The organism is Arthrobacter alpinus, from assembly GCF_001294625.1.
Classification (GTDB): Bacteria; Actinomycetota; Actinomycetes; order Actinomycetales; family Micrococcaceae; genus Specibacter; species Specibacter alpinus_A.
This window is the reverse complement of record NZ_CP012677.1, coordinates 2,309,283-2,330,789: the sequence shown is the minus strand read 5'-3', so window position 1 is coordinate 2,330,789 and position 21,507 is coordinate 2,309,283. Positions and strand designations below refer to the sequence as shown.

Sequence of the window (21,507 nt, the reverse complement as noted above, 5' to 3'; positions counted from 1 at the left end):
TAAGTCTAGTGAGCATTTTGGTTAGCATGCCAATCTGGCTTGTGGCGCGTCCGATCTAGATTGTTCAAATGGCAACCTTTTGCGGTGAACGGGCGGCTTTCGTGGTTGACTTCCCTTGGCGGCACTCCTGGCCGCCTCGACCGCCTTGTTTTCTCGCTTTTTGGAGTGCTCATGCGTTTTCTTACCCCACCGGCCACTGATCTGACATACTCGGACGTTTTTCTTGTCCCTTCGCGTTCAAAGATCACCTCCCGGCTCGATGTTGACCTCTCCAGTGGGGATGGCACCGGGACCACCATTCCGCTGGTGGTTTCGAACATGACGGCGGTGTCCGGCAAGCGGATGGCGGAAACCGTGGCCCGGCGTGGCGGGATGGCCATTTTGCCGCAGGATGTTCCCCTGGAGGTGCTGCGCTCGGTCACCGACTGGGTAAAGTGCAGGAACTCGCTCTACGAAACGCCGTTGGTGATGACCGGGGCCGACATCGTCATTGACGCCGTGCACCTGATGAGCAAGCGGGCGCACAACGCCGTGGTGGTTGTGGACGACGGCGTTTTTGCCGGGGTGGTGCGCGGCGCCGACTGCGAGGGCGTTGACAGGTTTTCTTCCCTTGCCTCCGTGATGCGCTCCGCTGTACTGACTCTTGACGCCACACCCTTCGACGTTATCCGGACCCGGGCCGACGGCGGAACCCTCACGGCAGCGGATGCCAAGGCGGCCACCGACACCGCACTGCGGGCGGCCTTTGCCATCCTCGACTCGGCAGGTACCGACTTCGCGCCAGTGTTGCGCTCGGGCGTTGTGGTGGGTGCCCTGACCCGGACGGGGGCGTTGCGATCCACCATCTACCAGCCGGCCGTTGACGCTTCCGGACGCCTGCGGATTGGCGTGGCCGTGGGCATCAACGGCGACGTCGCCCAGAAGGCCGCTGCGCTGCTGGAGTACGGCGTGGACACGCTGGTGGTGGACACCGCACACGGGCACCAGGAGAAGATGCTGGAAGCCCTGCGGGCCGTACGTTCGCTTGCGCCTGCAGTGCCTGTGGCAGCCGGCAATGTGGTCAGCGCCGACGGTGTGCGGGACCTGGTGGAGGCAGGTGCCGACATCGTCAAGGTGGGGGTGGGCCCGGGCGCCATGTGCACCACCCGCATGATGACCGCTGTGGGCCGGCCCCAGTTCTCCGCCGTGCTGGAGTGTTCGGGCGCGGCTGCTGCGCTGGGTGCGCACGTGTGGGCCGACGGGGGAGTGCGGTACCCGCGCGATGTGGCCCTCGCCCTGGCCGCCGGAGCCAGCCAGGTGATGATCGGGTCCTGGTTTGCCGGCACCTACGAAAGCCCGGGGGACCTGCAGGTGGATGCCGGCGGACGGCGGTACAAGGAGAGCTTTGGCATGGCCTCCGCCCGGGCAGTGCAAAACCGCTCGGCCGGCGATCAGGCGTTTGAGCGTGCCCGGAAAGGGTTGTTCGAGGAAGGCATCTCCACCTCCAAGATGTACCTTGATCCCGCCCGTCCCGGCGTTGAGGACCTGTTGGATATGATCACCGCCGGGCTTCGCAGCTCCTTCACTTACGCGGGGGCCTCATCCCTGGCCACGTTCCGGGAGCATGCCATTGTAGGCGTCCAGTCCGCCGCAGGCTATGAAGAAGGACGGCCGCTGCCACAAAGCTGGTGACGGGAGAATAAGTAATGGCCGGTTCTCTTTGGTTTCCCAAGGCGAACCGGCCATTACTTAACGCAGTTGCTTGTTATGGCTACTTCACGCTGCCGGCGGTCAGACCGCCCACAAGGTAACGCTGGAAGGAAAGGTAGAGGACAACAACAGGGACTGCGCAGACAAGCGCAGCCGCCATCATCTGGCTGTACACCGGAATGGCGCCACCTTCCTGACTCGCGGCGAAGACCTGCAAAACGATGGCCGCGGTAGCAGTGTCGGGCTTGGTGAAGATTGATGCAAACAACACATCGTTCCAACCCAGGAGAAATGCGAAAATTGCGGAGACGACAATTCCTGGCCAGCTCAAGGGCACGATGATTCTAAAGAGAATCCCCAAATTGGAGGCGCCGTCAATCCTGGCCGCCTCTTCGAGTTCGCGGGGGAGTCCACGCAGGTAGGTCACCATGACCCACGTTGAAAAGGGCAGCGCGAACGTCAAATAGGCGATAAAGAGTCCCCATAGCGTCCCTATGATCGTGATGCCTATCCACGAGCCAATGGACGCGAAGAGCACGAAGACTGGCAGCAGCATCAACGTGCCGGGAATGCTCTGGAGTCCCAATAATCCGCGCAACATTGTGAGCCGGCCGAAGAAGGAAAACCGCACCAGAACGTAGGCGGTGCCGATGGCAATGATGGCTGAGACGACTGCCACGGAGCCGGAGACGATCAGGCTGTTGATGATGCCCTTGCCCAAACCGACACTGCTCCAGATTTTCGTGTAACTATCAAGGGAAAACTCGCTGGGCCAAAACTCGCCACTGGCAACACCGGTGTCGGTGTTTAATGACGCCAGGAAAATGTAGCTCACGGGCACAAGGACGAAGACACACAAAAGTGTGGTCAGAATACCGATCAACCACGTAGGCATGAGCCGGGTGACTTGGGCACTTCTACCTTTACGGGGGTCCTTGGTTGAGCGAGCTGATTTGGTTAGGGTACTCATTTCTTCCCTCCATCCTCTGAAACGTCAAGCTTGACTGCGCGTAGGTAGATGAATAGCGGAATGGCAATCAGGATCAGAGAAACCACTGCCATTGCAGCGCTGAGACCGAAACGAAAACTCTGGAAGCTTGTCACATAGACCAGGATGGGCAGGACATTCACATCGGCCGGGGCGGGTGCCCCGAACAGGACGAACGGAAGGGTGAAGTTGTTGATGTGGTTTAGGGTGCCCAGCAAGAAGGCCAGGGAGACTGGGCCCTTCAGGTAGGGAAAGATGACTTCCCGAAGCTTGCGCCACCAGAGCGCGCCGTCGATCGCGGCTGCCTCATGGACTTCATGGTCCACGGATTGGAGCCCGGCAAGCGCTAGTAGATAAATGAATGGCCACGCAGCCCAGATTTCAACGAAAACCAGCGTCCAATAGGACATGGGGCCGTTGAGCCACAAGGTGGAGTCCATACCGATGTTGTTCAGGATGCCGTTAACGATTCCGTCTGGCTGGAGCATCGTGCGCCACACCGTGGCGACCACGAACGAGGGCAGAATATAAGGCACCAAGAAGATTGCTCGTACCACTGACCGTCCACGGAAGGCGTTTTGGGTCACGACGGCGGCTGCCACGCCAAGGGGGACGGTCACGGCGGTTGAAATCACGGCGAAAGATACGCTGATCCAGATTGAACGCAGTAAGTCAGTTTTGGTGATGGCTTCAACAAAATTTTCCAGGCCGATGAACGGTGTGGCTAACCATTTTCGCAACGTGTACTGGTCCAGGTCGATGAGTGACATGTACACGGCCAAGGCGAGTGGGATGAGGATGATGACGGTGATGAGGAGGCCGCCAGGAGCCAGCAGCCACAGAGGGCGGTCCCGTTCAGTGACACCCTTGCTCATCTTTTTTTGGGGGAGGGGAGCTCCCCCTGCAAGATCAGTGGACTGTTCTTGCAGGGGGACCGTTGGAGTCTCGCTAGACATGGGATTGCTCTTTCAGTGACTGGCTACTTAGCCCGGTCTAGGGCGGCTTGGGCCTTGGATTGGGCATCTGTGATGCGCGGCTTCAGCGCCGATTCGCTGACGGACCCGGCGGCCAGATCAGGGATGGTCTGGACGGCAGTGTTGGTCAAGGCCAGCTGCACATCTCCCCAGGCTCCGCTGAAGGGGGTTGCCACTGACTTTGCTGCCGCAGCGAGTGCTGGCGCGACGAGGGGATCGGAGGAGAGGGCCTTGGCGGCTTCGGCGTTGGTGGGAATTTCACCAAAGATCTTGTAATAATTCGCTTGGGCAGGGGCGTCAGTGATCATTTTGATGAACGCAAAGGCCAAGTCCTTGTTTGCGGAGTAATCGGCAACGACCAAGTTGTCACCCGAGAGGATGCTGGCCGCTTCCACACCGCCAGACGGACGTGCAGTTGCTCCTGGCGGAATCATGGGCAAGAGGGCGTACTGGTATTTTCCCTTGACGACAGACTTATCCAACGTGGGAATGCTCAACGGTGAGGTCATGGGCAAGTATGCAGCCTTGCCGGCGGCGAACGCGGCGACTGCTTGAGCATTTCCCCAACCCACAGACGCGGGATCCACAGACTTATCCTTCGTCAGCCAGCCAAAGTAGGACTCATAGGCTTTGATCACTGTTGGGTCATCGATACGGACCTTCTTGCCGTCGATGATGGGGTTGCCAGCCTGGATTGACATGCCCCACACGAATTTCCACGGATCGAAATTGTCTTTATAGGCGATGGCAAGTCCGTATTGGTCTCCACTTGTCAGCTTCTTGCCGTGTGCGGCAAATTCGTCCCACGTCGTTGCCGGCTTGTCGATACCGGCAGCCTGCAACAGTTCGGTGTTATAGGCCATGACAAATGGTCGGCTGACGAAGGGGACACCAATCAAGTTGTCTTTGTCTGGTCCAGAAATCCCCAGCGTTGCAGGAACAAATTTGTCCTTGCCCCCGAGTTGCGCCCATTCGGTGTCCCCGAGCTTGACGAATGCGCCAGTGGCGTAGGCAGTCGGGGTGAAGGTGGTACCTAGACCGTAAACATCAGGGCCGGTTCCAGCGACAACGGAAGTCTGAATTCGAGTCATTTCGTCGTTCGCTGTGGCGAATGTTTCCCACTGAACAGTGGCGCCAGTCAAGGTTTTGAAATCAGCAGCAGTCTGTGCGAACCAGGCTTTTTGCTCATCGGGGTACTGCGGCTTGGTATTGAAGAGGACTGTAAGAGTCTTTCCGGTGCCGTCAACCTTGCCCGGGGTGCCACCGGAGCCGGATGTTTCAGACTTCCCTCCGCAGGCGGCAAGTGCGAGCGAAAGTGCACCGAGCCCGCCGACGCTAACAAGAAAATTCTTGCGGGTAATTTCCATTATTCACTCCTTCAAAAGATACCAAGAATCAGGGTGTGATCCACCTCATAGGATCAGCGCTAATGTCAGACTCTATAGTCCGGGCAATATATATGCAATCAGTTGCCAAATTTTTGCCAAACATGTTTGATTGATAGGAGATTGGTCATCCGGCCGTAACCAAAAATCGTTACGTAGCTGACGGCTTGCGCCCTATCTGGGTGCTTTGGAGAGGAATGGTAAGTGGATGCTCAGAGAGTAAATGGCGAGCGCGTGACGCTACGCGACGTTGCCAAAGTTGCCGGCGTGGCAACCTCTACCGTGTCCCGAGTCCTGTCCAACCCTGGCCGGATCAGCCCCCGAACAAGTGAGGCTGTTTTGAAGGCCGCACGGGATCTTGGTTATGATTCCGCCCGGCGGAGGGAAGTGCTTACCGCGGGACAGTCCCGGTCGGTGGCACTGCTGGTCCCGGATATTGGCAACCCGTTCTATTTCGACATCATCCACGGCATGCAGGAACAGCTCAAGGCCGCTGGCTACATTCAGGTCTTGGTGGACACTGAGGAATCCGCAGAAGTGGAGGAATCGACACTGGAGAGCATGATGTCCACGTCCCAGGGCGTCATTCTGGCCGCGTCAAGACTTTCCACTAATGCTCTCAAGCGGGCCGCTGAACGAATTCCCTTGGTGGCGTTGAATCGCAATGATGGCGGCGCGCCCGCCGTCCTTATTGACGCGACCATCGGCATACATCAGGCATTTCAACATTTGGTGTCGCTGGATCATAGGAGAATTGCCTTTATTTCTGGACCGGAAAAATCGCTTTCCAGTCAGTGGAGGTGGCAGGCTTTTGTTGATGCCGCGAGAGAGCACGGTGTTGAAGCAATCCGACTTGGCCCCTACGCTCCCAAGCAAACCTCCGGCGCAGCTGCCGCTGATGCCATGCTCACGAGTAGGGCCACGGCCTGCATTGCCTTTAACGACCTTTTGGCAATTGGCATGCTGCGGCGTTTTCGTGTTCGCGGGGTCAGGGTTCCGGCCGATGTGAGCATCATTGGTTTCGATGACATTTTCGGGGCCGATTTTTGTCAGCCCCCACTGACTACCATTACGGCTCCCATCGAGCGGGCGGCTCGGGTAGCCACCAGCATGCTCTTGAATCGGCTCGACCCTGGCTCCTCTGACGCTCGTAAGATGGTGCGGCTTCCTACTTATCTCACGGTACGTGAATCCACAGGTATGGTTGCGGCGCGGTAGCACGTGTCCCGCCCGGAACTATTGGCAATCGGTTGTCAAAAGACTGCTAGGGCTATAGGCTGTTTTTATGCAGAAATTTGTGAAATGAGTCACTGGAGCCTAGCTGGCGCAGCTCGTCTACAGTCCGTAATCCGCACCTTGGAGGCCTCTGATGTCTAACACCCCCAATCCCACCTGGACTCTGTCTGGCTTTGGCGATGAAATCGACCCGGATCCCCGGATCCAGGCAGCGGTACTGCTGGCACTGGGAGCCAAACACATCGAGGTTCGCAGTGCGTGGGGAACCAATGTGGTGGAGCTTGATGATACCCAAGTGTCCGATCTTAAGAGCATCCTGGATGAAGCCGGCATGAAGGTTTCAGCAGTCGCCAGCCCCTTGGGCAAAGTGGACGTCAGCCTTCCCATAGAGCATGAAGTGATCCGCTTGCGCCGCATCATTGAAGTAGCGAAGGTCCTTGATACCCGCTACGTGCGCATGTTCTCCTTCTACCGCGCTGCGGGGCAGGAGCCGGAGGAGATCCGCGACGCTGTCATGGAACGGCTTTCACAGATGGCAGCTGTGGCCGAGGAAGCCAACATCATCTTGATCCACGAAAACGAAAAAGACATTTACGGCGACACGCCTGAACGTGTTTTGGATATCCTGGAAACCGTCAACTCGCCGGCTTTGCGCGCTGCCTGGGACAACGCCAACTTTGTTCAGGTCGGCGTCAAGCCCTACACCGACGGCTATGCCAAGCTGCGCCCCTATCTGGAATACCTCCAGGTCAAGGACGCCATTGCCGCCACCGGCGTTGTGGTTCCGACTGGCCACGGAGATGGCGAACTGGTGGAGACAATCACGGCACTGAAAGAAGACGGTTACACGGGGTTCGCCTCACTGGAACCACATTTATCGGAGCAGCATGACTTGGGTGGCTTCTCCGGTGCAACAGCATTTGGGCAGGCGGCGCGTGCCTTCCGGAGCACCGCTGACGCCATCGGTATCACCCTCGCCTGAGCCAACCGAAACCGCACCACTGCCAAGGAGCTTGCCATGCCCAGAGTTGCCGTTATTGGATGCGGAGACGTTTCAGCGATCCACTTTGCGGCGATAGTGGGGATTGCGGAGGCTGAACTGGTGGCTGTGTGTGACACAGACCCCGGGAGGCTTGCCGCCGCTATGGACGCCTACGATGCTCCAGGCTATACAGACTACTCTGAGATGTTTGACTCGGTCCGCCCTGATGTGGTCCACATTTGCACCCCTCACGCCGAGCATGTGGATCCTGCCATTGCCGCCCTGGAACGCGGTATCAATGTCGTTGGGGAGAAGCCCCTGGCCAGCACTTTGGAGGACGGCGACAGGTTAGTTGCCGCAGCGGCCGCTAGTTCGGCCAGGATGGGCGTGTGCTTTCAAAACCGCTACAACGTCGCCGTTCGCGTTATGGCGGATCGGATTTCCAGCGGTGAATTCGGTTCCGTGGTGGGCGGGGCAGCGACTGTCATGTGGCATCGCACGCCTGAATATTATCAAAACCGCCCGTGGCGTGGCACCTGGGCCGGTGGTGGCGGCGGTCTTTTGATGAATCAGGCCATCCATACCCTTGACCTGTTGCAGTGGATGCTGGGTGAGGTCACGGGCGTGTCCGGGCATGCTGCCACCCATTCGCTGGCCGATTTCATCGAGGTAGAGGACACTGCGGAACTAGTGTTGACCCATGAAAATGGTGCGCGCAGTGTTTTGTACGCCACCTTGGCAAATTCACTCAACGCACCTATCACCGTCAGCGTAGAGATGGAAAAGGCTCAACTGGAGTTGCGCGGGGACCTGACGATCACGCATTCCGATGGACGCGTGGAAACTATTCAGGAACGCCGGGCCGCATCCGGCGGACGCGACTATTGGGGTGTCTCGCACGAGCTCCTTATTGCCGATTTTTACGCGCAGTTGGGTCAGGATGGTCCCTTTTGGCTCGACCCGGCTGAGGCAGCCAAATCACTGCGCATCATCAAAGCTGTTTATGCGCAAAGTTACCCCGAAAAATTGGCGATCATCGCCTGAGCAGTTTTGCACAAGCAGCCCCAGTGGGGTAGCTGAAGACGAGGAAGAAGCGCCGGGGCTGTTCCGGTTGCCGGCCAATGGAAGGAAATACCATGTCAAAAATCGGTGTTCAGGCAATGATGCTCAAGGGCAGCTTTGCTCAACTTGGTGCGTTCGACACGCTTAGGAAAGTCAGCGAACTGGGCTATAACGCCGTCGAGGTATCCCAAATACCCATGGACGCGGCCCACGTCAATGAGCTGTCGCGCGCACAGTCGGAACTGGGCATGGACATAGCATCGCTCTCGGTCATGCTTGAAAAACCTGTGGGACGGCCGGGCGATTCCCTCCGTGAGGACTTTTCGAAGATCATTGACGATGCCCAGCGACTGGACACCAAGCTGCTGCGCATCGGCATGCTGCCGCATCCTGCCATGAAGTCACTCGAGTCAGTGATCGACTTCGCCAAGGAGGCCAACGGCTATGCTGAACGACTCCGAGAGCACGGGATTGGCCTGTATTACCACAACCACCACGTGGAGTTCATGAAGTATGACGGAAAGTACATGCTTGATGTCATCATCGAAAATTCACCGGCCATGGGACTTGAGCTGGACGTCCACTGGGTCCAGCGAGGTGGCTTGGACCCCGTACGGACGATTGAGAAGTATGCCGCGAAGACCGCGATGGTCCACTTGAAGGACTACCGGATCGGTCAGGTGCCACAGTCCGCGTTCGAGCTTCTTACACAGGGTGACAACGAAGGATTTATGGCTGCTTACAAGAACATTGTCGAGTTCGCAGAGGTGGGGGAGGGCAACCTTGATTTCCCCTCCATCATTGAACATTCGCTCGCAGCAGGTGCGCAATACATGCTCGTTGAGCAGGACGAGCTCTACGGGCGCACCGTATGGGAGGCACTGGAAACGTCTCAGCGCAACCTGACGTCCATGGGCTTCGCGCACCTCTTTTAATCCTTTCGGACCCGTCCGGGTCCAAGAACTAAATTTCTGTCAAGAAACGGAGTCACAACTGTGGGTAAGAAAGTACGCTTGGGCATTATTGGCCTGGGTCAACAAGGCAGCGCCTACGCAAAGTTCATCGCTAACGGCCAGGTTCCGAACATGGAGATTGGCGCCCTGGTCGACGAGGATCCGGCCAAGCGTGAGGAATTTGTTGCACTATACCCGGGTGTTCTGATGTTTGCTGACCACCTGAGCATGATGGACAGCGGCAGCGTTGACGCCGTCGTCACCTGCGTCCCGCACTACCTGCACCCCGAAATTGGAATGGCGGCGCTGTCGCGGAATCTGCACGCCCTCGTGGAAAAGCCGGCAGGTGTTTACACCAAGCAGGTCAAGGAACTGAACGCTTTCGCCGCAGCCCGGCCGGAACTCTCCTTCGCCATCATGTTCAACCAACGCAACAACCCGCTGTACAAGCGGGTGAAGGAAATCATCGACAACGGCGAGATCGGTGAAATCCTGCGCAGCAACTGGATCATCACCACCTGGTGGCGCCCCCAGGGCTACTACGACTCCAGCGCCTGGCGTGCCACCTGGGGTGGCGAGGGTGGCGGCGTCCTGGTTAACCAGGCCCCCCACCAACTGGATCTGTGGCAGTGGATTTGCGGTGTCCCGAAGTCAGTCTTCGCCAAGGTGTCCTATGGTTTCCGGCGCGACATTGCCGTTGAAGACGAGGTGAGTGCCTTCGCTGACTTCGGCAATGGAGTTACCGGCGTTTTCGTCACGGCCACCCACGACATGATCGGCACCGACCGCTTCGAAATCCTCGGCGATGCCGGCAAGATAGTGGTGGAAGGGAGCAAAGCCGCCACGGTGACCCGGCTGTCAAAGAAGGAACGAGAAATCAGCGCCTCAATGGACATGGAAGACGTCAAGGTCCTCTTCTCCGGCGAAGGCAATTTGGATCAGTTCCTCAGCACCGAGGTCATCGAGTTTGATTCCGTATGGGGCGAACAGCACGCCGGAGTTCTGCAGAATTTTGCCGCGAACATCCTCGATGGCACACCACTGCTCGCACCCGGCTCCGACGGCATCAACGGTGTCCGCCTCGCCAACGCCATCCACCTCTCCAGTTGGAAGGGCGTGGAAGTTCCCCTGGACTTCGACGAAGACGAATACCTTGCACTGTTGAACGATCGCATCCGTGCCGAGGGCAAGTACCCCGAGCGTTCCTAGGGGCCAAGAACCGGCTGTCACCCGCCGTTTTGATGGGTGTCAGCCGGTTCTTCTACTGCCCTGAAGTGGCCGTCGGATCGACCTGGCAGAATCGCGGCTCGTGCGCCTGCGTTCATGTTGGATTGCTGATGACAGCAACCCTGCACTGCAACGCTCCACCGTTGTCGGGCGGCAATGCAGCTCGTTGGCGAACCGGAAGAATAGGACCGCGACAGCAATTTCCGAGATACGGTAGTGGCATACCGACCAAAACGAAGGACCCTATGAGCGAGACCACCGGCCCCAAGGAAACGCGGGCGCGTTCGACGAAGCGCACTTCTGGCAAGAACCAGGCGCCGACAATATATGACATTGCGGAAATGGCCGGTGTCAATCCCTCCACGGTGTCCCGCGCTCTCAGTAAGCCAGGCCGGGTAAGCGCCAAGACTCAAAAGGTCATCGAGGAGGCGGCCAAGGAGTTGCATTACCAAGTGAACATGTTCGCCCGTGCACTGCCCACCGGACGCACACAAACCATCGGGCTTATCGTTGCCGATATTACCAACCCTGCCTATTTCGACATCATCCGCGGAGCCGAGACCGCCGCGGCCGCCCGCGATTACACTTTGATGCTGGCTGATTCCACCGAGTCAGCGCAGCTGGAATTGACGGCGGCCCGACGCATGCTGGCGAGTGTGGACGGACTGATACTGGCCAGCCCAAGGCTTTCTGATGCGGAAATCCAGGACCTTGCCTTGAAGAAGCCTGTGGCCATCATTAACCGAAACGTGGCTGGTGTTGCCTCGGTAGTAGCGCAGATGAATGCCGGGGTGAGCGATGCGGTGCGGCACCTGGTTGCGTTGGGGCACACCGAGATTGCTTATGTCGCCGGCCCCGAACGATCCTGGATGTCCCAAAACCGTTGGGAGTGCATCAACGCACGCTGTGAATGGTCTGGCATCAAGGCCACGTTGCTGGATTCCGAGGATCCCACGGTCGACGGCGGCCGGCGTGCGGCCGTGGCGGTCAGGGCAGGTTCGGCTACAGCAATATTTTGCTATAACGACCTCATGGCCATTGGGCTCCTGCGTGAGCTTCAGGCGGCTGGCATTAAGGTGCCTGCTGAGTTGAGCATTCTTGGGTTTGACAACATTTTCGGTTCAGATTTCACCACCCCGCCGCTATCTACCATCAAGTCACCGCTGCATGAGTCCGGGGCAGCTGCACTGCTAAGAATTCTTGACCAACTCGATGCCGAGGCACCCGTTCGGCCAGATCCGACGTTGCGCACCGAACTGGTTTTGCGCGGCTCTACAGGGGCGAAGATAGGCTAGGCTCTTCGCCCTTCCAGTGGTTTTTCGGGGCGCATTTTGCGCCATATTTTCGCATCCTTTTACTAAGAGTGTTCTCTAAGTGGGCCAATTTCCCCGGAGAATAATTCTCAAGAGAAGCCTAAATTGCTTGGTGAGGAGTGAAATATGGTGCGAAATGTGCAATCAAGGGCCTGATCGACTGCCCGAAATCCAGGATTCGCCGCTATGTCGACCGAATTGGCAGGATCACCCTCGAGGGTATTTTCGAGGACCTAACCACAACGAGCGGATGTACCGGAAGTAGCTACTTTGAGCTGAGCGGTCCCAAGCGCGTGTGAGCGCTGCTGTTCTGGTGAATTAAGCGCCCGGGCCCATTTAGTCAAGGTTCCTCGAAGCGAATAATCATTATGGCAACCGGTTGACAAAGTATTTCATTTTGGCTGACTATTGAGCTATGTCACAATCCCTTAGCGCCCTCCCGGCCCGCAACCCGTCCACCGTTGAGACCGCTCCTCCCTTAGCTGGGGATCCGGACCGGCTGCTGCCCGCGGACCCTGGAACCCGGAGCATTGCCCGAGATCTGCTGGCCCGGGTTGAAGACCTCCCCATCATTTCTCCCCATGGGCACGTCGAGGCGAGCATGCTCGAACTTGATACCCCGTTCCCGGATCCGGCGACTCTACTGGTAAGCCCTGACCATTACGTCACCCGCTTGATCCATGCCAGCGGGGTGCCCTTGGAGCGGTTGCGGGTAGGCGGCGGAACTGCCGTGGAGCCCCGTGAGGCATGGCGTGAATTCGCCAAGGCCTGGCCGCTCTTTGACGGCACTGCCTCGGGCTACTGGATGCGTGACTCTTTTGAACACGTCTTTGCCTTGAGCGCCGAGCCGTCAGCAGAGAACTCCGACGCCCTCTTTGATGAGCTGGACGCCAAACTAAAGAGCCCCGCGTTCCGTCCCCGCCAGTTGTTCGAGGATTTCAACATCGAGGTTCTCGCCACGACTGACGATCCATTGGATGACTTGGCCGCGCACGCCGCCATTGCCAAGGACCCGAATTTCACCGGCCGCGTAGTGCCCACCTTCCGCCCGGATGCCTACATTAAGTTTGCAGCGGCGGGTTGGACCGAGCGGGTTCAGCAGCTTGTCGATTCAGCCGGTGATGGGCTAGCCGGTTACGCGGGTTATATCCGGGCGATGGAGAACCGCCGCCAGTACTTCGTAGAACACGGTGCCGTCTCCTCAGATCATGGCTCCCGCACAGCCATGACGCTGCGTCTGGGCGAGACGACCGCTGCGGAACTGTTCGAGAAGGCCCGCCACGGTAAGGCCAGTGACGCTGATGCAGATATCTTCGAGGCCCACATGATGTACCAAATGGCCCGTATGGCCGTGGCCGACGGTCTCGTCATGACGCTCCATCCTGGCGTATTCCGCAATCACCACACGGCGTCCTTCAACAAGTTCGGTGTGGATACCGGTCACGACATCCCGTTCCCTGTCAGCTACACGGAAGCGTTGCGCCCCATGCTGGAGGACTTTGGCACGGCGCCAGGCTTCCATTTCATTCCTTTCACTATTGACGAGACAGTCTTTTCAAGGGAAATTGCCCCGCTGGCCGGTTTCTACCCGTCAGTGTTCATTGGCGCCCCCTGGTGGTTTCTGGACGCCCCCGATGCCATGCTGCGCTTCCGTTCGGCCGTCACCGAAACGGCCGGCTTCTCCCGTTCCTCGGGATTCATCGACGACACCCGCGCCTTCTGCTCCATCCCGGCCCGGCACAACACCTCACGTCGCATCGAGGCGAGTTTCCTGGCGCGCCTCGTGGCTGAGCGCCGAGTCAGTGAAGCCCGCGCCCACGAAATTATCATCGACATTGTCGATGCCGCTCCCCGAAGGGCCTTCAAACTGTGAACACACCCAACCCGACCCTGAACCGCAGCACAGCCAATGCCCCTGCGGCCGCCCCCGTACGCATTGTCCACCTAGGCCTTGGTGCCTTTCATCGGGCGCACCAAGCCTGGTATACCCAGCACGCAAGTGACGGAGCCCAGTGGGGGATTGCCTCCTTTACGGGCCGACGCCCGGATGCCGCCGTCGCCCTGGCGGCCCAGGACGGGCTGTACACGCTAATAGAACGTGGCGAAAACGGTGACAATTTTGAGCTGATGACGAGTATTTCCCAGGCTCATGACGGTGCGGACCTCGTAGCACTTCGGCACTTCGTTGCCGCACCCTCGACCGCGGTCGTGACCCTGACCATCACCGAAGTTGCCTACAACCTCAACGCCGAAGGCACACTAGAGCTGAACAATCCCGCCGTGCAAGGTGACATTGCGGCCCTTCGTACGGGGAATAGCGACGTCGCTGTTACGGCTCCCGGACGTTTGTTGAGTGGTCTAGCTGCCCGACGAGACGCGGGTGCTGGACCCATCGCCGTGGTCTCTTGCGATAATTTGGCCAACAATGGCGGTGCCGCGCGTGCTGCCATTGTTGGGCTGGCCCGTGCAGTTGACCCTGTTTTGAGTGAGTGGATCACGGCAAACGTCAGCTTTGTGAGTACGTCCATCGACCGGATTACGCCCCGAACCACTGACGCGGAGATTGCCCTCGTAGCAGCCGAATGCGGCTACGCAGACTCCTCGCCCGTCGTTTGTGAACCGTTCAGCGATTGGGTCCTTTCCGGCGGCTTCCCGGCTGGGCGACCGGACTGGGCCAGCGCGGGCGCTGTATTTGTGGAAGACATTGAAGACTTTGAAAACCGTAAGCTGTGGCTGCTCAACGGCGCCCACTCACTCATGGCCTACGCCGGCCAACTCCGTGGACATGCCACTGTGGCGCAGGCACTTGCCGACCCTGTGTGTGCGGCGTGGATCGCTGAACTCTGGGATGAAGCCGAACGCAACCTTCCCATGGAGGGCTTGAACATCCCCGCGTACCGGCAAACCCTCCTGGAACGTTTTAGCAATGCCCGCATAGCCCACCACTTGGCCCAAATCGCTATGGATGGCTCAAGCAAATTGCGCATGCGGGCCGTGCCGATTTTGCGGGCAGAATTGGCTGCTGGTCGAAGCGGCGCCGGTGCTGCGCGCATGATTGCGGCATGGGTGGCGTTCCTGCGCACTTCGGCGGCCAAAGGCACGGCGATTTCCGATGCGGCTGCCACCGAGCTACACACGGCACTTGCCTTGCCTGAAACCGAAGAGTTGCGTGCTTTAGTGGGGATTCTGGATGGTCAGCTGGCCCGGGACGCGGCGGCCATGGCGGTCATCGCCGCGCAACTTACGGAATTTGTCCGCATAAAAGAGGCGTCCCGTTTGCCAATATTGGCAAACGGTTGCCATTCTGTTCTGAACAATGGTTGACTGGTCTGTAACACAGCTCACTCAAAGCGTAAGTTGCCTAACTTATGCCCTGTTTGAACTCTTTGGAAGGAACCACTCGAAGTGAAAATCATTTCTGCTGAAGTATTTGTGACCAGCCCGAGCCGTAACTTCGTGACGTTGAAGGTCACTACCGATGAAGGTGTTGTCGGTATTGGCGATGCCACCCTGAATGGCCGCGAGCTGGCCGTTGCCGCGTATTTGAAGGAACACGTGGCCCAGCTGCTCATCGGCCGGGACCCGCACCGCATCGAGGACACGTGGCAGTTCATTTACCGCAGCTCGTACTGGCGCCGCGGCCCGGTCACCATGGCCGCCATCGCCGCCGTGGACATGGCATTGTGGGACATCAAGGGCAAGATCGCGGGCCTGCCCGTCTACCAGCTGCTCGGTGGCGCCTCGCGTAACGGCCTGCGCGCTTATGGCCATGCCTCCGGTGCCGACATCCCCCAGCTCTTTGACTCGGTCCGCGAACACTTGGAGCTTGGTTATAAGTCCATCCGCATCCAGACCGCGATCCCCGGTATCAAGGCGGTCTATGGGGTGGCCGCCCAGGCTCAGGCCTCGGGGGAACGTTACGACTACGAGCCCGCCGGCCGCGGGAACTACCCGCAGGAAGAGGATTGGGACACCCGCGCGTATCTGCGCCACCTGCCCACAGTCTTCGAGGCGGTCCGGAACGAGTTCGGCCCGGAAATTCCACTGCTGCACGATGGCCACCACCGCATGACCCCGATCCAAGCCGCCAAACTGGGCAAGTCTTTGGAGCCCTATGACCTGTACTGGCTTGAAGACTGCACCCCGGCGGAAAACCAGGAGGGACTGCGTCTGGTCCGCCAGCACACCACCACCCCGTTGGCGATTGGTGAGGTGTTCAACACGGTCTTTGATTTCCAGACCCTGATCAAGGAACAACTCATCGACTATGTTCGGGCCGCCTCGACCCACTTCGGTGGCATCTCGGCGCTAAAGAAGGTCATGGACTATGCGGCCCAGTACCAGATCAAGTCCGGTTTCCACGGGCCCACCGATATTTCACCGATCGGCTTCGCCGCGCAGTTGCATGTGGGTTTGGCCATCCACAACTACGGAATTCAGGAGTACATGCAGCACTCGGATGCCACGAACGAGGTCTTCGAGCAGTCCATGACGTTCAAGGACGGCTACCTGCACCCTGGCGACGCCCCCGGCATCGGGGTGGAATTCAACGAGGAAGCCGCCGCGGCCTACCCGTATCAGCAGGCCTACCTGCCCTACAACCGCCTGGTCGACGGAACAGTCCACGACTGGTGAGCGAAACTCACACCGCCAAGATCGTGGTCATGGGTGTTTCCGGGTGCGGCAAGACCACGGTTGGTGAACGCCTGGGCCAGGAACTGGGACTGGCGTTCATTGACGGTGACTCGCTGCACCCGGCGGAGAATGTTGCCAAGATGACGGCGGGCACACCCCTGAACGACGCCGACCGCGCACCCTGGCTGGCCGCGGTAGGCCGGGAGCTGGCGGGATCGCCCGGTGGCCTCGTCATCGCTTGCTCCGCGCTCAAACGCCACTACCGTGACGCCATCCGCGCCCAGGCCCCGGAGGTCTTCTTTGTGCATCTGGCGGGCAGCCGCGAGGTCCTGGCCGCCCGCATGGAGGGGCGAACAGGGCACTTCATGCCCGCCGGGCTGCTCGACTCACAGTTGGCCACCCTAGAAAAGTTGGGTGCCGATGAGCTGGGAGTGGTGCTGGATATTTCGGCGCCGCCAAAGATCCTGGTGGGTGCCGCCGTCGTACGCCTTGAAGACCAGCGAGCAGGCCAGCGAAGGTCCGGCGCCCGGCGCTAGAAGACACATAACGCCCATAATTGAGTTGCAAGGCCTGGCGCGGGGGGCCGATGCGGACGCCCGCGCCAAGCTTTGGTATACAAGAGAGTATGGATACGCCCGTGCACACACCTTTTGGTTCTTCCCACACACCCCCTACCATCCGTGTCGTTGTCATGGGTGTGTCGGGTTCCGGAAAAAGCACCATTGGCGCCTTGGTGGCAGACGCCATGGACCTGCCGTTTTTGGACGGAGATTCCCTGCACCCCATGGTGAACATCCACAAGATGGCAGCCGGCACCCCGCTCACCGACGAGGACCGCTGGCCATGGCTGGAGATCGTGGGCAACGAGCTAGCCCACACCACCGCCAGAGGCGTTGTCATCGCCTGCTCGGCCCTGAAGCGCAGCTACCGCGACGCCATCCGGTCCAAGGCCCCCGACACCATCTTCTTGCACCTTGACGGCTCCCTTGGCGTGCTTAGCTCGCGGCTGGAAGGTCGCTCCGGGCACTTCATGCCGCCGGCGCTGCTGGCCTCCCAGCTGGCAGCCCTTGAGCCGTTGGGCAGCGACGAACGTGCCGTAATCATCGACATTTCGGCGGGCATCACCTCGATCCTGGACGAGGCCGTGGCTGGGATTAACCGGGCAGTTACACCGTAAACTGGCCGTATTATGAGTGAATCGCAGGCAGGGAAGGACGACGGCGGCGCCACCTTGCGCGGTGCCGAATCGATGAGCGTGGGACAGGTTGCCGAACGCGGCGGGGTCAGTGTGTCGGCCCTGCATTTTTATGAGCGGCAAGGCCTGATCTTCAGCACCCGCACGGCAGGCAATCAGCGCCGCTACACCCGTTCGGTGCTGCGCCGGGTGGCCGTGATCCGGGCAGCCCAACGGGCTGGCATCCCGCTGTCCTTGGTGTCCACCGTTTTCGCCGAGCTGCCCCGCGACGGCGTTCCCACCCAAGCCGACTGGCAAAGGCTCTCCGAGCACTGGCAAGTGGAATTGGATGCCCGCATCAGTGCCCTGCAAAAACTGCGCGGAAGTCTAGGTGGTTGCATCGGCTGCGGCTGCCTCTCGCTCGCCGAGTGCGGCTTCGTCAATCCCGGTGACCTGCATTCCCGCAAGGGGCCCGGCGCCCGTGCCTTTGATGGGATCAAACGTGACGGGACAGAACAGGCCCGGTAGTGGCAGTGGTGGCCGTCACTGCGCCGGGATTTGACCTGAACTATAGTTGAGGTTCTAGAGTCGTTGGTGGTGCGGCATTCTGCCGTGGCCTTGATGAGAGGAACCGTTTCATGACGGCGCATCCGGTTTCCGGCACGGAATCAAAAGTCACCCGCGACTTTAAGTCTGCGTTTGGCGGCCATCCGGCAGGGGTTTGTATTATCACCGCGGACATCGGCACCGGCCCGGTTGGCATCACCGCGTCATCGGTTGCCTCAGTGTCCGCCGAACCTCCCATCCTGGCGTTTTCGCTCGCGGCTGCAACGGGCTCGGCGGCGGCCATAGCCGTTGCGGATTCCTTTGTGGTGCACTTGCTCACCTCCGATGACCTTGAGCTGGCCCGAACGTTTGCCACCTCCAACGCGGAGCGTTTCACCGGTTCCATGGTGTGGACACGCCTGGAAACGGGAGAGCCGTTGCTCATGCACGCCGGCTACGCCCTGCGTTGTCAGGTCCTAAGCCGCACCCAGGCGGGCAGTTCGCTTCTGGTGGCAGCAGCAGTGGTTGAGGTCATCGCCCCGGAAGTGCAGGGCGACGCCATGGTGTACCACCGCCGCGCCTTTCATGGGCTGGGCCAACACACCGTGCTTCCCACGGATCAAAAAGCGTAGATTCAACCAGCGGTGCACCTGGCGCTCATGTAGACTAAAAATCCTATGGAGAGTAAATCTAGGGGCCGGCACAACGGTTCGCAGGGTGGCGCCAGCCGCTCGCCCGCGAACGTTGCACAAGCCGGCAAACCCCGCACACGTCAGAACCGTACATCCACCTCCGCACCGGTTGGCCTCAGCGCCGACCGCCCCCCGCCGGCGACCAACCCCGGCAGCATTGACACGCAGACGGGGGCTTGCTGATGGAATGGCTCCTCTTGGCAGCTGGTTTGCTGCTCATCCTTGGCACAGGTTTCTTCGTGGCCGTGGAATTCTCCCTGGTCGCCCTGGACCAATCGACTGTCCAACGCGCCGTTGACGGCGGCGACAAGGGCGCCGAACCACTGCTACGCTGCCTGAAATCCCTTTCTACCCAGCTTTCCAGCTGCCAGCTCGGCATCACCTTAACAACGCTGCTGACCGGCTTTCTCATTGAACCCTCCCTGGGGGCGCTCCTTGCCGTGCCGCTCGATTCCCTGGGTGTGCCCGCGGCGGCGTCGTCCACGATCGCCCTCGCCACCGCCATGGTGGTGGCGACCCTGCTCTCCATGCTGATTGGCGAGTTGGTGCCCAAGAACATGGCCATTGCCCGCTCCTTCCAGATCGGCAGGGCCGTGGCCCGCCCGCAGCTGGTTTTTACAGCCATCTTCAGGCCCGCCATCGTGGTCCTCAACGGCTTTTCCAACAAGGTGCTGAACTTATTCGGCATGGAGGCCAAGGAAGAGATTTCCGGTGCCCGGTCCCCGGCTGAGCTGGCCTCCCTGGTGCGCCGCTCGGCAGCCATGGGCACCCTAGATGAAGGGACCGCCCGCTTTGTGGCCCGCACCCTCAGCTTTGGTGAACGCACGGCCGCCGACGTCATGACCCCGCGCATGCGCGTGGAAACCATTGAATCCGAGCAATCGGTGGCCGACATTATCGATGCCGCCCGGCGCACCGGCTATTCACGTTTCCCCGTCATCGGGGATTCGCCCGATAACATCCTCGGCGTTGTCCACCTGAAGAAAGCCGTCTCCATCCCATTCCGCAAGCGCGCCGACATCCAGGCCGGTGCCATCATGACCGATGTCCTGCGCGTTCCCGAAACAGTCCACCTGGATGCATTGATCATTGAACTCCGTGAGGGGAACCTCCAAATGGCCGTGGTCCAAGACGAGTACGGTGGCACCGCGGGTGTCACCACCTTGGAGGACCTCGTGGAGGAGATCGTTGGCGAGGTCTCCGATGAACACGACCGGACCAAGCCCGGACTCCTGCAAACCGCCGACGGCGACTGGTACTTCCCGGGGCTCATGCGCCCTGACGAAGTCTCCGAACGCATTGGTGCGCTGAACGTGCCTGACGAAGCCAGCTACGAGACAGTGGCCGGGTTCATGATGGCCGAGTTGGGCCGCATCGCGGTGGCCGGCGACACCGTCGCCGTGGAAGGCGGGACGTTGGTGGTGGACCGCTTGGAGCGGCGCCGCATCGATCGGATCCGCTTCATTCCGGCACCTGACCCGGACACGGGCGAGATACCCGCCGTGCCCGAAAAGTCCGTGCCCGGAAATACCGTGCCCGACGTTGGTGATTTCCTGTGAGCCCCTGGGCAGGAATTGCGTGGCTGGTAGTTCTTTTGTTGGGCAACGCGTTTTTTGTGGCGGCGGAATTTGCCATCATGTCCGCCCGTCGCAGCCAGATAGAGCCCCTGGCCGACGCGGGCTCCAAGCGCGCAAAAATCACTCTTGACGCAATGGAAAATGTTTCGCTCATGCTGGCCTGTGCCCAGCTGGGCATCACGGTGTGTTCGCTGTTGATCTTGAATGTGGCCGAACCTGCCATTCACCACCTGATCTCCGATCCGCTGCATGCCCTCGGTGTTGCCGACTCTATTTCCAGCCCGGTGGCCTTTGTGGTGGCGCTGCTGATCGTGACGTTCTTGCACGTGACCTTCGGCGAGATGGTGCCCAAGAACATGAGCGTTTCCGCCGCTGATAAGGCTGCGCTGCTGCTGGCACCGCCGCTGGTGTTCATCGGTAAGGCCGTGCGCCCGGTCATTGTTGTCCTGAACTGGTCGGCGAACCACATTGTGCGCTGGTTCCGGATCGAGCCCCAGGATGAGGTGGCCTCATCGTTCACTCTGGAAGAGGTGCAGTCCATTGTGGCTGAGTCCACACGAAGCGGCCTGGTCGATGACCAAACTGGGTTGATCAATGGCGCGCTGGAGTTTTCGACCCAAACAGCACAGGGGATCATGGTGCCGTTGGAGCAGGTGGTGACCCTGCCGGCGTCGGCCACTCCCGTGAACTTTGAACACATGGTGGGCAAGACCGGGTTCTCCCGCTTCGTCATGACCGACGACGCCGGGACCATGCTGGGGTACCTGCACCTGAAAGACGTGCTGCCCATCCCGGTTGAGCGGTACGAGCTGCCCATTGGCGAGGCCAGGATCCGTTCCATGGTTAACCTGACCATGGACGAGGAGATCGAAGATGCGCTGGCCATCATGCAGCGCACGGGATCGCACGTGGCCCGCGTCATTTCCCCCGAGGGGCGCACCCAGGGCATCTTGTTCCTTGAGGACGTCATTGAGCAATTGGTGGGGGAGATTCGCGACGCCACGCAGACGCAGATTCAGGAGCGCAGAAAGGCTTGATGCGAACGGTTCCCAATATAGGCTAAGCTGTATCTAT

19 protein-coding genes are annotated in these 21,507 nt (G+C 59.8%); 16 read left to right on the top strand and 3 right to left on the bottom strand.

Annotation, left to right across the window (positions count from 1 at the left end; translation table 11 throughout):
* Positions 1-171 precede the first annotated feature (171 nt).
* The gene (locus AOC05_RS10480; RefSeq protein WP_062009634.1) at positions 172-1,671 is read left to right on the top strand and encodes a GuaB1 family IMP dehydrogenase-related protein; all 1,500 of its coding nucleotides are present in this window, start codon (positions 172-174) and stop codon (positions 1,669-1,671) included.
* A gap of 79 nt (positions 1,672-1,750) precedes the next feature.
* Here the strand turns inward: AOC05_RS10480 and AOC05_RS10475 are convergent, their stop codons facing one another.
* Genes AOC05_RS10475 through AOC05_RS10465 form a run of 3 tightly spaced genes read right to left on the bottom strand, consistent with a single transcriptional unit; the run spans position 1,751 to position 5,018 of the window.
* The gene (locus AOC05_RS10475; RefSeq protein ID WP_062007170.1) at positions 1,751-2,659 is read right to left on the bottom strand and encodes a carbohydrate ABC transporter permease; all 909 of its coding nucleotides are present in this window, start codon (positions 2,657-2,659) and stop codon (positions 1,751-1,753) included.
* The gene (locus tag AOC05_RS10470) at positions 2,656-3,633 is read right to left on the bottom strand and encodes a carbohydrate ABC transporter permease (protein ID WP_062007169.1); all 978 of its coding nucleotides are present in this window, start codon (positions 3,631-3,633) and stop codon (positions 2,656-2,658) included. The genes AOC05_RS10475 and AOC05_RS10470 overlap by 4 nt, the downstream gene beginning before the upstream one ends.
* A 23-nt stretch (positions 3,634-3,656) precedes the next feature.
* Positions 3,657-5,018, bottom strand: coding sequence for an ABC transporter substrate-binding protein (locus AOC05_RS10465; RefSeq protein WP_062007168.1), 1,362 nt, complete (start codon positions 5,016-5,018; stop codon positions 3,657-3,659).
* 222 nt (positions 5,019-5,240) lie between these two features.
* Here AOC05_RS10465 and AOC05_RS10460 point away from each other — a divergent pair, with 222 nt between their 5' ends.
* The 15 genes from AOC05_RS10460 (at position 5,241) to AOC05_RS10390 (ending at position 21,470) form a co-directional block, all read left to right on the top strand.
* The gene (locus AOC05_RS10460) at positions 5,241-6,254 is read left to right on the top strand and encodes a LacI family DNA-binding transcriptional regulator (RefSeq protein WP_062007167.1); all 1,014 of its coding nucleotides are present in this window, start codon (positions 5,241-5,243) and stop codon (positions 6,252-6,254) included.
* A 151-nt stretch (positions 6,255-6,405) separates the two neighbouring features.
* The gene (locus AOC05_RS10455; RefSeq protein WP_062007166.1) at positions 6,406-7,254 is read left to right on the top strand and encodes a sugar phosphate isomerase/epimerase family protein; all 849 of its coding nucleotides are present in this window, start codon (positions 6,406-6,408) and stop codon (positions 7,252-7,254) included.
* Positions 7,255-7,290: 36 nt separating this feature from the next.
* A complete protein-coding gene (locus AOC05_RS10450; protein WP_062007165.1) occupies positions 7,291-8,298 on the top strand; it encodes a Gfo/Idh/MocA family protein in 1,008 nt (335 codons plus the stop codon).
* A gap of 92 nt (positions 8,299-8,390) precedes the next feature.
* Positions 8,391-9,251 carry a sugar phosphate isomerase/epimerase family protein gene (locus AOC05_RS10445; RefSeq protein ID WP_231687095.1) on the top strand — a complete coding sequence of 287 codons (861 nt, stop codon included), beginning with the start codon at positions 8,391-8,393 and terminating at the stop codon, positions 9,249-9,251.
* Positions 9,252-9,329: 78 nt separating this feature from the next.
* The gene (locus tag AOC05_RS10440) at positions 9,330-10,478 is read left to right on the top strand and encodes a Gfo/Idh/MocA family protein (RefSeq protein ID WP_231687094.1); all 1,149 of its coding nucleotides are present in this window, start codon (positions 9,330-9,332) and stop codon (positions 10,476-10,478) included.
* A 263-nt stretch (positions 10,479-10,741) separates the two neighbouring features.
* The gene (locus AOC05_RS10435; protein WP_062007163.1) at positions 10,742-11,791 is read left to right on the top strand and encodes a LacI family DNA-binding transcriptional regulator; all 1,050 of its coding nucleotides are present in this window, start codon (positions 10,742-10,744) and stop codon (positions 11,789-11,791) included.
* A gap of 433 nt (positions 11,792-12,224) precedes the next feature.
* The gene (uxaC, locus tag AOC05_RS10430; RefSeq protein ID WP_082357923.1) at positions 12,225-13,682 is read left to right on the top strand and encodes a glucuronate isomerase; all 1,458 of its coding nucleotides are present in this window, start codon (positions 12,225-12,227) and stop codon (positions 13,680-13,682) included.
* Positions 13,679-15,133: a mannitol dehydrogenase family protein gene (locus tag AOC05_RS10425; protein WP_082357922.1), complete on the top strand. Its 1,455-nt coding sequence runs from the start codon at positions 13,679-13,681 to the stop codon at positions 15,131-15,133. Before uxaC ends, AOC05_RS10425 begins: the two co-directional genes overlap by 4 nt.
* A gap of 81 nt (positions 15,134-15,214) precedes the next feature.
* A complete protein-coding gene (gene manD, locus AOC05_RS10420) occupies positions 15,215-16,444 on the top strand; it encodes a D-mannonate dehydratase ManD (RefSeq protein WP_062007162.1) in 1,230 nt (409 codons plus the stop codon).
* Complete coding sequence (locus tag AOC05_RS10415; RefSeq protein ID WP_231687093.1) at positions 16,441-16,980, top strand: gluconokinase; 540 nt, start codon at positions 16,441-16,443, stop codon at positions 16,978-16,980. Before manD ends, AOC05_RS10415 begins: the two co-directional genes overlap by 4 nt.
* A gap of 101 nt (positions 16,981-17,081) precedes the next feature.
* A complete protein-coding gene (locus tag AOC05_RS10410) occupies positions 17,082-17,621 on the top strand; it encodes a gluconokinase (protein ID WP_231687092.1) in 540 nt (179 codons plus the stop codon).
* Positions 17,622-17,633: 12 nt separating this feature from the next.
* On the top strand, positions 17,634-18,146 hold the full coding sequence (gene soxR / locus AOC05_RS10405; protein WP_062007160.1) for a redox-sensitive transcriptional activator SoxR: 513 nt from the start codon (positions 17,634-17,636) through the stop codon (positions 18,144-18,146).
* Positions 18,147-18,256: 110 nt separating this feature from the next.
* Positions 18,257-18,796, top strand: a complete 540-nt coding sequence (locus AOC05_RS10400; protein ID WP_062007159.1) for a flavin reductase family protein — start codon at positions 18,257-18,259, stop codon at positions 18,794-18,796.
* Between the two features lie 242 nt (positions 18,797-19,038).
* A complete protein-coding gene (locus tag AOC05_RS10395) occupies positions 19,039-20,415 on the top strand; it encodes a hemolysin family protein (RefSeq protein WP_082357921.1) in 1,377 nt (458 codons plus the stop codon).
* Positions 20,412-21,470 carry a hemolysin family protein gene (locus tag AOC05_RS10390; RefSeq protein ID WP_062007158.1) on the top strand — a complete coding sequence of 353 codons (1,059 nt, stop codon included), beginning with the start codon at positions 20,412-20,414 and terminating at the stop codon, positions 21,468-21,470. Before AOC05_RS10395 ends, AOC05_RS10390 begins: the two co-directional genes overlap by 4 nt.
* The last annotated feature ends 37 nt before the right edge of the window (positions 21,471-21,507 follow it).